The organism is Mesobacillus persicus, from assembly GCF_900109925.1.
GTDB lineage: Bacteria > Bacillota > Bacilli > Bacillales > Cytobacillaceae > Mesobacillus_B > Mesobacillus_B persicus.
The window spans coordinates 312,068-324,380 of the sequence record NZ_FOBW01000001.1 but is presented as its reverse complement, the minus strand read 5'-3'; the positions used below and the strand labels follow the sequence as shown (position 1 = coordinate 324,380).

Genomic DNA, 12,313 nt, shown 5'->3' with positions numbered 1-12,313 from the left:
GACCGTTATTATTATTGATTTTAAAATGATCCTACCTTTGGGTTGCTATACTAGAGTCTTTCGTAAAATGATATGAAAAGTTTTATGATACAAAAGGGAACCTCACTTATAAGGGGTTCCCTTTCATTTGCTACAAAACCACCAAGATGTTGATATAGCGAATTACTTTTATAAAAAAGACTTTGAAGGGAATGCTAAAATTAGTTGCATTTTTCCCATGTTAATTGGGCCTTTTTAAACTTATATTTACATACGTTTCGGACCGGTAAGCTAATTCAAAACTAAATGGAATGACTCCACTATTAAAACCATTTAAGCATTCCAAAGGTAAGGAGGAACAAAATGAGTAAATTCAAAGAACCAGCAGAACAGCTTCTGACACACATAGGCGGGAGTGAAAACATTTCTGTCGTCACACATTGTGTCACACGGATGAGGTTTGTATTGAAAGACTCAGCAAAAGCGAATGTCGAGGAAATTGAGAAAATCAAACTCGTGAAAGGTACCTTTACACAAGCAGGACAGTTTCAAGTAATTATCGGGAATGAAGTTTCGTCCTTCTACAACGAATTTGTCAAAATGGCTGGTGTCAGTGATACCTCAAAGGATGAAGCGAAGGAAGCCGCCAAACAAAACATGAATTTCATACAAAGGGCAATCTCTCACTTAGCAGATATTTTTACCCCATTGATTCCAGCACTTGTGGTTGGGGGTCTCATTTTGGGTTTCCGAAATGTCATTGGGGATATTAAATTAGTAGACGATGGAACAAGAACGATTGTGGAGTCTTCGCAATTTTGGGCTGGTGTACATGCGTTCCTCTGGCTCATAGGTGAAGCCATCTTTCATTTTTTGCCTGTCGGCATCACCTGGGCCGTTGCTAGAAAAATGGGGGCGTCTCAAATCCTCGGAATCGTCTTGGGGATTACACTTGTTTCGCCGCAGCTACTAAACGCGTATGGGGTGGCAGGAGCCGAAGAGATTCCGCATTGGGATTTTGGGTTCGCTAAGGTTCAAATGATTGGCTATCAAGCCCAAGTCATTCCAGCGATTTTGGCAGGATTGGTCTTTTCCTACTTAGAGAAACAGCTACGTAAAGTAATACCAAATTCGATTTCAATGATAGTTGTTCCTTTTTTATCACTAGTTCCAACCGTATTGCTTGCTCATACGCTTCTTGGTCCGATTGGCTGGCAAATCGGGGCTTGGGTTTCAGATGTCGTGTACTCTGGTTTAACTTCGGCTTTTGGCTGGCTATTTGCAGCCGTATTCGGATTCATCTATGCACCCCTTGTTATTACCGGTTTACATCATATGACCAATGCAATCGACTTGCAGTTAATGAGTGAGCTTGGTGGAACAAACCTATGGCCAATGATTGCGTTATCAAATATTGCCCAGGGGTCTGCTGTTCTAGCGATGATATACATTAATCGTAAAAATGAAGAAGAAAAACAAGTGTCCATCCCGGCAACTATTTCTTGTTACTTGGGTGTAACCGAACCGGCTATGTTCGGGATCAATCTAAAATACGGATTTCCATTTTTAGCAGCGATGTGCGGATCATTATTGGCAGCCGTAGTTTCAGTAGGGAATGGGGTAATGGCAAATTCAATTGGTGTCGGTGGATTACCAGGAATTCTCTCCATTCAAGCACAGCATATGGGTACATTTGCACTTGCGATGTTGGTTGCTTTTACTGTTCCAATTATATTAACAATACTGTTTCATAGGATGAATTTCGGAAAAATCAAGTTTGGAAAAAAACGAACTGTTTAATGTAAAAAAATGGGGGAAGCTTTGAAGTGCTTCTCCCATTTTTTATGAATCAATCTTACAGAATGAGAAAGACCGCTTCCTAGCGGCAAGCAAAATTCCATTTCTGGTTCATTAAAATTTAGAACCTTTTTTCTAAATCAAGAGCACTGAAACACAATAAAAGAAGCTCATCATAAAAAGATAAGCTCCTACTTCCGGCATTTATCAGCCCATTCCTTTAATTCACGATCATCTAATTTGTGAAGATCTGCTTCAGAAACACCTTTTTCCGTACTTAGAATTAATTCTTCCAATTTAAACCGTTCTATTTCAGATAAGAAAAAAGATTTCACTATTAGCATTGTAATTACCTCACTGTTTTTTAGTTTTTGGTATTAAAATCCAAAATGAATGGGTATTCATTTTATACTCTTTATTTTATTACAGCGTTAGGGTAATTATCAATCTTTTTGCTCATTAGTCTAAATATTAAAAATATTTAGTTCGCATATACACGGGGCTAAACACGAATAGGCTGTTTAAGAGGAATCTATGGATACATGGTAAAATAGGCAAAGACGGAATCTTAGTTATCTGGTTAAAATTATTTTAGAGGGTGAAAGAATTGAAAATCATCGATCTACATTGTGATGCTTTATTAAAACTCCAAGAATCAAAAGGGGAATGGCGTTTTTTAGATGCCCCTGAACTTGATGCCAACAAGGTACGTTTAAAGTCTGGTGACGTTGCTGTCCAATGCTTTGCCATCTTTATTGATCCTGATATTAAACAAGACCAGAAATTTGATGCGGCACTTGGACAAATCGATTTATTTTATCGGGAGGTATTAGGGAAGAATCCTGATATGTTCCATATTAGAGACTGGAATGACTTTGATCGCTTGGGGGCGGAGCAGATTGGGGCGATGCTCACTCTTGAGGGTGTTGATGCTATCGGCAACGACATAAGTAAACTACATATTCTATACCAACTTGGTGTCCGTTCAGTCGGGCTGACATGGAATAACGCGAATTTGGCTGCTGATGGGGCAGGAGAGCCTCGAGGGGCGGGCCTGACTCTTTTCGGAAGAGAAATTGTTGAGTTTAACAACCAACATCAAATTTTAACGGATGTCTCGCATTTATGTGAAAAAGCGTTCTGGGATGTAATGGAAACGGCTCGTTACCCAATTGCTAGCCATTCGAATGCGCGCCACCTATGCAATCATCCTCGGAATTTGTATGGAAACCAAGCCAGAGCCCTCTTTCAAAACAACGGGATGCTACACGTAGTGTTTGCGCCGCAATTTGTGACCGAAGATGGGAATGCAACAATTCAGGATGTAGTGAAACATATTGATTATTTTTGTTCCTTAGGTGGGGAAAAGCAGATTGGATTAGGTTCTGACTTTGACGGAATCTCTTCACATGTGAAAGGTCTTGAGCATGCAGGGAAATACCAGGACTTGATCAATGAACTACTGAAGCATTTTTCAGAAGAGCAGGTCAGAGGGTTTGCTTATCAGAACTTTTTAGACCACCGACCAACGAAGTAACCAAGCAAGACTTTTTAAATCAATGCAGTATCTACTTTAATACTAGAAACAGAAAATGGTACTCATGATTTTTTGAGTGTCATTTTTTGTACTTAGCTCATTTAGCAAACTCCCAGACCAGACTTATACTAATGTGCGTTAACAACGGCACTAACTTAGCTTAAAAAGATTTAGATTTTAATTGGAATATTCTAGTGAACAACGGACAAATTAGTATGGGGTAAAATTTACCTTAGATTAGGTTAATGGAGATTCCTCCTAATCGTTTGCTTTAGGAGACTGTTTACGATTACCTTGCATCCGCACCTGTATAATTTAACCAGTAGAGGTAAAAATATTGAAGTAATTATTTTGAGGAGGTTATCTTTTTGGCAGAAAACAAAGATATGAATGGTACCAACGAACAGGATGATAAAACACTAACAACTCGTCAGGGTCACCCTGTATCAGATAATCAAAACATTCGTACGATTGGTAATCGCGGTCCAGCTACTCTTGAAAATTACCACTTCATTGAAAAGATTTCCCATTTTGATCGGGAAGAAGTTCCAGAGCGTGTCGTACATGCACGTGGGTCGGGAGCATTTGGATATTTTGAAACGTATGGAAAAGTAGGAGAGGAGCCGGTAGAAAAGTATACGCGCGCGAAAGTTTTCTCCGGTGCTGGGAAGAAAACACCATTAATGGTTCGTTTCTCTACCGTAGCAGGAGCAAAGGATTCACCAGAAACCGCACGCGACCCTCGTGGTTTTGCGGTAAAAATGTATACGGAAGATGGCAACTGGGATCTTGTGGGGAACAACCTAAAAATTTTCTTTATTCGTGATGCGATGAAGTTTCCGGATATGATTCATGCGTTTAAGGCAGACCCAGTTTCTAACGTGCCAAACCCTGAGCGTATGTTTGATTTCGTTTCTCGTACACCAGAGGCGACACATATGATTACCTTCCTCTTCTCTCCATGGGGTATTCCAGCTACATATCGGCATATGCAAGGTTCTGGTGTGAACACATATAAGTGGGTGAATGCAAAGGGCGAGGCAGTGTTAGTGAAATATCACTGGGAGCCAAAACAAGGGATTCGTAATTTAACACAAGAAGAAGCGAATGAAATTCAAGCGAAAAACGTAGGTCATGCCACACAAGACTTGTATGAAGCGATTGAGAACGGAGATTATCCAGAATGGGAGCTCTTTGTACAAATCATGGAGGATGATTACCATCCCGAGCTTGATTTCGATCCGCTTGATGATACGAAACTCTGGCCAGAAGATAAGTTCCCATGGTTGCCTGTGGGGCGGATGGTCCTTGATCGTAATCCAGTGGATTTTCATGCAGAGATTGAGCAAGCTGCTTTTGGTACAGGAGTTCTTGTTGATGGGATGGACTTTTCGGATGATAAAATGCTGCAAGGTCGCACATTCTCCTACTCAGATACACAGCGCTATCGTGTAGGAGCAAATTATCTAAAATTACCTGTGAATGCGCCAAAATCCCCTGTGCGGACAAATCAGCAACGCGGACAAATGGACGTGCGTGACCCGAAAGAATCAGGAGATAATCCACATATCAACTATGAGCCATCCATGCTTGGGGGCTTTAAAGAAGCGAATACAGAAGGCCGCGCACCGCATCAACCGACATACAATGCAGCGGCAATGAGTGCGCCAATTGACCGCCCTAACAACTATGGTCAAGCAGGGGACACATACCGAAGCCTTGAAGATTGGGAGCGCGATGAGTTAATTAAAAACCTATCTGAAGCACTAGCAGCATGTAATATAAAAATTCAGGAAGCTATGATTGAACACTTCACAAAAGCTGATGAAGATTATGGTCGTCGTGTGAAGAAAGGCATCGAAATGAAAATGATAGAGATGAAAGAAATGAAAACCGGACAGGTTCCAGGCCGTGAATCAGGGCAATCAAAATATGGACAAGGTTCATTAGCTGCGAATGAAGCAACAAAAGATGCTGTTAAGAAAAGCCATGAAGCAGACCCATATTAATAATAATTCATTCCCGTGCAAGTTAAGACCCTCTACAAAAACAAACAGGATCGTTTCCAGCAAAAAAACAGGCTCATCACGGCCTGTTTTTTTGGCTATTTAACGTTATCGTGATTATCGCCTTACTCTGCACTTGATTTTACGTTTTCTTCTTCAGATGTATTGTTCTTCTTTTTAAGAAATATCCATCTTAAGAACGGAGGGACAACAAAGAAAATGAATAAGAGGCGAAAAATTTGATAACCGGTTACCATTGAAACATTGGCATTTGTTTCGTGAGCAAGAATCCCCATTTGATCCATGCCTCCGGGAGCAAGGCTTAGGAAACTAGTTGAGAAGGAGACACCATATTGATAGATTAAGATTCCACTTAAAACCATGCTGCCCAAAATCATAAATACTCCGCTAATTAACGCAAGTGTAATCATTTTTGCCTTTGACTTTAACCCCTCTGGTTTTAACAACAGTCCAATATAGCCACCAATCATTAGTTGCGACACATCTAGAATCCAGGTAGGTAAAAATGGAGCCTGAACACTTGTAAGATTCAGCAACGCTGTTGCAATAATTGGGCCCAATAAAAATGGGGTAGGTGCATGAACTTTTTGACCAATGAAGGACATCAGTATACAGAGACCCATATAAATAAGGGCATTGGGAAGGAATGGACCGGAAAAAGTTGTTACTTCTGTGAATTCCACATTTAAGTTAGTTGAATCTGAAAAGGGACCGATCAACATAATGAAAGGAACTGTAAAGACAATCATTAACAGACGCGCGACCTGTAAAAAGCTAACTGTTGTAAGATCAATGCCTTTATGTTCTTCAGCAAATAAAATCATTTGCGATAAACCACCAGGGATGCTTCCTGTTAATACGGTCGGGTAATCGACTCCCGTTAATTTTGAGACCAAATAAGCAATTCCTGCACAGAAAAGGATCAATAGAACCGTCAAACCAAGCATTGAGGGCAATTTTTCACTTATTTCGATGAGAGCTTTTTTCGTAAGGGCCAACCCAAAAGAATAGCCGATAATCATCAGTCCGGTATTCCTAACAAGCGGGGACCAGCTCAACTGAACCTTTTTAAAGCGCGATGCCACCATTGTTGCCATGATTGGTCCAAGGAGCCAAGGGACTGGAGTACCGATGAGGGAGAAGAGGAGGCCCCCGAAAAAGGCTGCAACCAGAGCAGTTAAGTACTGCGTGTTTTTATTTGCGCGATTCCAAAATCTGTTCATTCGACCCCTTCTTTATCAAGATAATTCCATTATGTTATGTATTCTACAGTATATAAGATAAATAGTCTTTCAACTATACTTCGTTGGGGGTGAGGCTAGTTATTTTTCTTTACACACAAAAAGCAGTAGGTCTGATTGTCCCACTGCTTGGATGAACGTTACTTCCAAAGTTGCCACCATTTCTTCAAAGGGTCTTTCGCAGCAGCTGCTTCACGATAGGTAACAACCATATCTTTGAAGATTTCATCACGTTTTTGAATTTCACCTCGAAATTGTTCTCTTTCTAATTTAAGCGTTTCAAGATAATACTCTCGATCCATGGCAAGTTGTTCATTCATCGTGCTTAACTCCGAAGTGGTCATTTCTTTGTTTTTAGAAAGATAATCAGTTAGAATTTTAAATTCTTCGGAAGATTCATCTAATCTTTCAGCAAGGGCACGAATTTCTTCGGAACTCCCCTTTGAAAGCTTCGCAACGTTATCTGTAAGAGCCGCCATTTCTTTCGAAGTACCTTTTGAAAGCTTCGTAACGTTCTCTGAGAGATTTGAAAGGTTCTTAGAGGTACCTTTCGATAGCTTACTCAAGTTCTCTTTAATAGCGGAGACTTCCTTTTTTGTCCCGTTGGTGATTTTCGTAACATTTGAAGTTAAATTCGATATTTCCGTCGTTGTCCCTTTTGAAAGCTTCGTAATGTCTTCTGAAAGCGAAGTGACCTTCCCAGCTGTATGCGCGGTGACTTCGGAAAGACTTGCGACGGATTCGGAAGTCCTTTCAGAAGCTTCGGACACATGCTCCGAAAGTTCCGTTAAATCGGCTTTCATCCGGTCTTTTGAGCGTTGAATCGATAAAGATAAGGCTTTAACTGTTTCACGGGAATTAGAGGCAATTTCTTTTCTCACCTCATCGACAATTTCAGTTCGGAGCCCATTGCGAATTTCCGCTCTTACATCTTGAAGTAGATCATGTTTATACGTTTCAAGCGCATTAAAAAAGCCCTCAACATCAAATTCAGGAGCTTGCTCAGCCGGTAACTGCTCTTCCTGAACAGCAGGAAGTGTCGTTTCGACTGGTTCGGAATCCTCTTGCGAAATCATGTTCATGTGCTTTTCCATGAGTTCACGTATCATATCCTTGCTCAAGTTCTTACTACGCATTCTTTTTATATTTTCAAGAAGTTCAATTTCATGATCAGTGTAAAATCTAGCTCCTTGTCTTGTTCGTGGGATTACAAGTAAACCGTCCAAGTCTTTTTCCCATTGACGGATAGTACCCGACGGAACACTGATCATTTTTGAAACTTCTTTAATCGTATACGCCTTCGTAAATTGATTCATTTTGCCAACCCTTTCTTTATTTAAAATTTGTCCGTTGTAGTGATGGAACCAATTTTTTTGTTTGTAGTATTGAAATTCCGCAAAGGGGTCCCCGTTTTCCTGCTAGATGACAAAAGCTATCAAAAGAAGTGGGGATTCCCTAAGCACCTGCAAAAAACAACAATTACATAGGGCTTTTGACAAACAACAATACTCAAAATCAAGGTTATAATCTTGGCAAAGGTTTTTATGTTTCGGTTACAATAAGGGAGTATGATGAAAAAGGTTGTGGAGGAGAGTATGAAATCAATTATTGTCAATTTAGCAGTAGAAAACTGCAAGGATGCACTTAGCTTCTATCAAGAAGTGTTTGGTGGGGAAGTTAAAAACACTCAGCTTGCCGATGGAGTTGAAATGTTCAAAGGACATGAGGGAAAGTATATTCATTCCGAATTACATATCACTGAAAGTTGCATTCTATACTTAACTGATATTTTTGCATCGAATCACATACCAGGAAACAACTTTCAACTTGTTATGGAAATGAGCAGTGAGGAAGAAATCTCAACTGTATATGAAAAGCTCGCTGAGAGTGGAACGGTTTCGTTTCCATTATCAGACACCTTTTGGGGTGCAAAGCATGGTGTTGTAAAAGACCGTTTCGGTATCACCTGGGGCTTGAATTATTCAAAACAGCAATAGGAGGAATGCACACTTGTCTGAATCACAAATTAGGATTGAAAGAGATTTTTTAGGAGAAAGAGAAGTACCGATTGATGCCTATTATGGTATCCAAACATTAAGAGCGGTTGAAAATTTTCCAATCACAGGTTACCGCATCCATGGCGAGTTAATCCGGGCATTAGCAATGGTGAAAAAAGCAGCTGCCTTAGCGAATATGGAAGTTGGTCGATTATATAAGGGACTAGGAGATGTAATCGTTCAAGCTGCAGATGAAATCATTGATGGCGAATGGCATGATCAGTTCATCGTAGACCCGATTCAAGGTGGAGCAGGTACTTCCATTAATATGAACGCGAATGAAGTGATCGCCAATCGTGCACTCGAAATTATGGGTGAGAAAAAAGGCGATTATTTTAAATTAAGCCCAAATACACATGTCAATATGGCACAGTCGACCAACGATGCTTTTCCAACAGCGATGCATATCTCGGTGCTATCATTATTGGAGCAGTTGCTTGTTACAATGAAAACCATGCACGAAGCATTTGAGCAGAAAGCAGAAGAATTCGACTCCTATATAAAAATGGGACGAACCCATCTACAAGACGCGGTTCCAATTCGGCTAGGCCAAGAATTCAAGGCATATAGCAGGGTGATAGCAAGAGATATCAAACGGATAAAAAACACGCGGATGGATCTTTATGAGGTAAATATGGGTGCCACTGCCGTTGGTACGGGCTTAAACGCCAACCCAAAATACATCAAACGCGTAGTTGTGCATCTGGCCGAAATCAGTGGACAACCACTCGTCAACGCTGAACATCTTGTCGATGCCACCCAGAATACAGATGCCTATACAGAAGTATCGGCTGCATTAAAAGTATGTATGATGAATATGTCGAAGATTGCCAATGACTTAAGATTAATGGCATCTGGACCAAGGGTCGGTTTTAACGAAATTTCTTTGCCGCCACGACAGCCAGGTTCCTCGATTATGCCAGGGAAGGTCAACCCGGTAATGGCCGAGGTTATCAACCAAGTGGCTTTCCAAGTAATTGGAAATGACAACACAGTTTGCCTTGCATCAGAAGCGGGCCAGCTTGAATTAAATGTGATGGAGCCTGTGCTCATATTTAATTTAATTCAATCAATTTCAATAATGAACAATGCCTTCCATGTCTTTACCGAGCACTGCGTAAAGGGGATTGAAGCGAATAAAGAAAAGTTGCAGCAGGATGTCGACCGTAGCGTTGGGATCATTACCGCAGTTAATCCACATCTTGGCTATGAAGTGGTTGCTAGAATAGCACGAGAAGCGATTCTAACTGGTAAATCGGTTCGTGAGCTTTGCCTTGCTTACGATGTATTAACAGAGGAAGAGCTTGATTTAATTCTAAATCCTTTTGAAATGACCAATCCAGGAATTGCAGCCGAAGAGCTATTAAATAAAGATTGATGATAGTAGAACCCACCTTCTTAAAACTAGAAGTGGGTTCTTACTTTATGTTAATTCTGAAAATTCAGTTGACTCTCAACCAACCTCCTCTTATGCTATATCTATAGTACATATAAAAATGAAAGCGTTGTATTTCTAAGAGGAGGTAGGATTTCGATGAGTTATGGCAATCACGTACAGTTAAAGGTATACAAGGAGCAGGAGCAAGCGGTCGTTCCGGTTTCATATGAAGAGCTTGAAGCAGCTGCGAAGGAAAAGCTCGAAGCTTCTCCTTATTATTATGTTGCGGCTTCAGCTGGAGCGGAAGTGACGGCTAAGTCCAATCAAGAAGCTTTTAACCAGTGGAAAATCGTTCCGCGTATGCTTCGTGATACGACAAACAGGGATTTAAGTGTGGAATTATTCGGTCAAACACTCCCATACCCCGTGCTTTGTGCACCCGTTGGTGTGCAGTCAATTGTGCATCCCGAAGGAGAAATTGCCTCCGCTCGTGCTGCCGCTTCTGTCGGAGTACCATTCATTTCAAGTACAGCCTCGACCCATAGCCTTGAAAAGGTCGCAGCTGCTGGGGAAGATGGACTAAAGTGGTTTCAGCTTTATTGGAGCTCGGACCGAGAAATTGCAGCCTCAATGGTGAAAAGGGCAGAGAATGCTGGGTACAGGGCGATTGTCGTGACCCTTGATACACCAATGATGGGATGGCGTGAAAAAGACATTGAAAATGCCTATTTACCGTTTTTAATGGGACAAGGAATTGGCAACTACCTTGAAGACCCCGTATTTTGTTCGCGATTAGCCAAACCGCCACAGGAAGATCTCATTGGAGCGGTGACGCAATGGTCTCAGGTGTTTGGAAATCCTGGCTTGACATGGGAGGACCTACAATTTATTCGAATGCAGACATCTCTACCAATTTTATTAAAAGGTATCCTACATCCTGAAGACGCAAAGCTTGCAATTGAATATGGTATGGACGGAATCATTGTGAGCAATCATGGTGGTCGCCAAGTGGATGGAGCGATTTCGGCGATTGAGGCACTACCAGAAATTTGTGAAGTAGTAAATGGCGAGATTCCGGTGCTGATGGATAGTGGAATCCGACGTGGAGCTGATATCATAAAGGCGGTTGCGCTAGGTGCCAAAGCTGTGCTTGTTGGAAGACCTTATATTTACGGACTTGCTCTCGCTGGGGATGCTGGAGTGAAGCAAGTGCTGCGTAATTTGATTGCGGACTTAGATTTAACCCTAGCGCTGTCTGGAAGGACATCGGTTCGAGAGCTTGATAAGTCGCTTCTGAGAAAGATGTAGATGATTTTCAAATAAGAGAAGGGACCTATAAAAAAATAATAGGTCCCTTTATTTTACTCCTCTATTAACCCAAGCGATTTTAATCCATTATACACTCCGGAATCTGTTACCGATGTTGTTTTATGCTTTGCATATTGAAAGAGATTTTCATGCGCATTTCCCATCGCAAATCCTTCGCCAACGGTGCTTAGCATCTCCTTATCATTCATCCCATCCCCAAAGGCAATCGCGCTGCTTTTTGGGATACCTAGGCGATCAAGCAAAACCTGGATGCCAACCCCTTTGTTGACTTTGTCGCGAATGACGTCGAAACAGTGTCGCATGCCGTTCACATGTACTTGTGAAAAGTGGATGCCCTCTTCAAGGGAATAGCGATCATTACCGGTTTCACTATCAGTAATAATCGTCATCCCAAGAATATCTCCCACGTTGTCGTCTGTATAATTTTCGTTTTTCCGCAGATCAAACGTCTCAATGAATGCTTTAACCTTAGGGCTTTCCAATGAGGTAAAGAAATTTGTCGTACTCGAATATAAAACGATATCATGCTTGTGGATAGCGGCGACTTCAAGGAAATATTCGACACTTTTTACATCCATCGGCTCGGCGAAAACTTTCTCCCCTTTGTAAAGGGCTAAAGCACCATTGTAGCCAATAAAAGATTCAATCTTGAGCTCAGTACCAAGCTCGGTAATTTCATGAATCGGCCTACCGGTCGCTAGCACAGTTTCAATCCCTTGCTTCTGGACTTGAGAAATCGCTTTTTTCGTGGACTGTTCCATCGTGTGGTCAGGACGAAGAAGGGTCCCATCAATATCGAGAAATAATATTTTGTAGGCTGTCATTATTACTCTCCTAACATGAACATAGATTCTTTTTCCCATTTTACCGTTTTTAGATGTTTGGCTCAAATCTTCAGTCAAAAATACCTTCTTCACAAAAGATGCCCTGATTCTGACGTAACCGAAAAAAGCATTTGCATCATGTTT

The 12,313-nt window shown here is 41.2% G+C and carries 10 protein-coding genes; 6 read left to right on the top strand and 4 right to left on the bottom strand.

What is annotated here, in order from left to right; translation table 11 throughout:
- The first annotated feature begins 342 nt into the window (after positions 1 to 342).
- On the top strand, positions 343 to 1,779 hold the full coding sequence (gene treP / locus BMX30_RS01570) for a PTS system trehalose-specific EIIBC component (RefSeq protein WP_090740513.1): 1,437 nt from the start codon (positions 343 to 345) through the stop codon (positions 1,777 to 1,779).
- 188 nt (positions 1,780 to 1,967) lie between these two features.
- On the opposite strand, the gene BMX30_RS23345 is transcribed toward treP, so the two are convergent.
- Positions 1,968 to 2,120: a hypothetical protein gene (locus tag BMX30_RS23345; RefSeq protein ID WP_170843760.1), complete on the bottom strand. Its 153-nt coding sequence runs from the start codon at positions 2,118 to 2,120 to the stop codon at positions 1,968 to 1,970.
- A 263-nt stretch (positions 2,121 to 2,383) separates the two neighbouring features.
- Here BMX30_RS23345 and BMX30_RS01565 point away from each other — a divergent pair, with 263 nt between their 5' ends.
- Both BMX30_RS01565 and BMX30_RS01560 read left to right on the top strand, forming a co-directional pair.
- The gene (locus BMX30_RS01565) at positions 2,384 to 3,313 is read left to right on the top strand and encodes a dipeptidase (RefSeq protein WP_090740512.1); all 930 of its coding nucleotides are present in this window, start codon (positions 2,384 to 2,386) and stop codon (positions 3,311 to 3,313) included.
- Between the two features lie 368 nt (positions 3,314 to 3,681).
- Positions 3,682 to 5,322 (top strand): catalase, encoded by a 1,641-nt coding sequence (locus tag BMX30_RS01560; RefSeq protein WP_090740511.1) that lies wholly within the window; start codon positions 3,682 to 3,684, stop codon positions 5,320 to 5,322.
- A 122-nt stretch (positions 5,323 to 5,444) separates the two neighbouring features.
- Here BMX30_RS01560 and BMX30_RS01555 read toward each other — a convergent pair whose 3' ends face one another.
- Positions 5,445 to 6,563 carry an AbrB family transcriptional regulator gene (locus BMX30_RS01555; RefSeq protein WP_090740510.1) on the bottom strand — a complete coding sequence of 373 codons (1,119 nt, stop codon included), beginning with the start codon at positions 6,561 to 6,563 and terminating at the stop codon, positions 5,445 to 5,447.
- Between the two features lie 158 nt (positions 6,564 to 6,721).
- Entirely contained in the window at positions 6,722 to 7,897 is a 1,176-nt protein-coding gene (locus BMX30_RS01550) for a MerR family transcriptional regulator (protein WP_090740509.1), read from the bottom strand.
- A 279-nt stretch (positions 7,898 to 8,176) separates the two neighbouring features.
- Between BMX30_RS01550 and BMX30_RS01545 the strand changes: the two genes are divergently transcribed.
- From BMX30_RS01545 to BMX30_RS01535, 3 genes are all read left to right on the top strand, one after another.
- Positions 8,177 to 8,578: a VOC family protein gene (locus BMX30_RS01545; protein WP_090740879.1), complete on the top strand. Its 402-nt coding sequence runs from the start codon at positions 8,177 to 8,179 to the stop codon at positions 8,576 to 8,578.
- Positions 8,579 to 8,591: 13 nt separating this feature from the next.
- Positions 8,592 to 10,016, top strand: coding sequence for an aspartate ammonia-lyase (gene aspA, locus BMX30_RS01540; RefSeq protein WP_090740507.1), 1,425 nt, complete (start codon positions 8,592 to 8,594; stop codon positions 10,014 to 10,016).
- Positions 10,017 to 10,172: 156 nt separating this feature from the next.
- Positions 10,173 to 11,324, top strand: coding sequence for a lactate 2-monooxygenase (locus BMX30_RS01535; protein WP_090740506.1), 1,152 nt, complete (start codon positions 10,173 to 10,175; stop codon positions 11,322 to 11,324).
- 53 nt (positions 11,325 to 11,377) lie between these two features.
- On the opposite strand, the gene BMX30_RS01530 is transcribed toward BMX30_RS01535, so the two are convergent.
- Complete coding sequence (locus BMX30_RS01530; protein WP_090740504.1) at positions 11,378 to 12,169, bottom strand: HAD family hydrolase; 792 nt, start codon at positions 12,167 to 12,169, stop codon at positions 11,378 to 11,380.
- Positions 12,170 to 12,313: the final 144 nt, after the last annotated feature.

What these genes read in the sequence shown, in the direction of transcription:
- treP (WP_090740513.1), top strand. Translation starts at nt 343, where the DNA reads ATGAGTAAATTCAAAGAACCAGCAGAACAGCTTCTGACACACATAGGC.
- BMX30_RS23345 (WP_170843760.1), bottom strand. Translation starts at nt 2,120, where the DNA reads ATGCTAATAGTGAAATCTTTTTTCTTATCTGAAATAGAACGGTTTAAA.
- BMX30_RS01555 (WP_090740510.1), bottom strand. Translation starts at nt 6,563, where the DNA reads ATGAACAGATTTTGGAATCGCGCAAATAAAAACACGCAGTACTTAACT.
- BMX30_RS01550 (WP_090740509.1), bottom strand. Translation starts at nt 7,897, where the DNA reads ATGAATCAATTTACGAAGGCGTATACGATTAAAGAAGTTTCAAAAATG.
- BMX30_RS01545 (WP_090740879.1), top strand. Translation starts at nt 8,177, where the DNA reads ATGAAATCAATTATTGTCAATTTAGCAGTAGAAAACTGCAAGGATGCA.
- BMX30_RS01535 (WP_090740506.1), top strand. Translation starts at nt 10,173, where the DNA reads ATGAGTTATGGCAATCACGTACAGTTAAAGGTATACAAGGAGCAGGAG.
- BMX30_RS01530 (WP_090740504.1), bottom strand. Translation starts at nt 12,169, where the DNA reads ATGACAGCCTACAAAATATTATTTCTCGATATTGATGGGACCCTTCTT.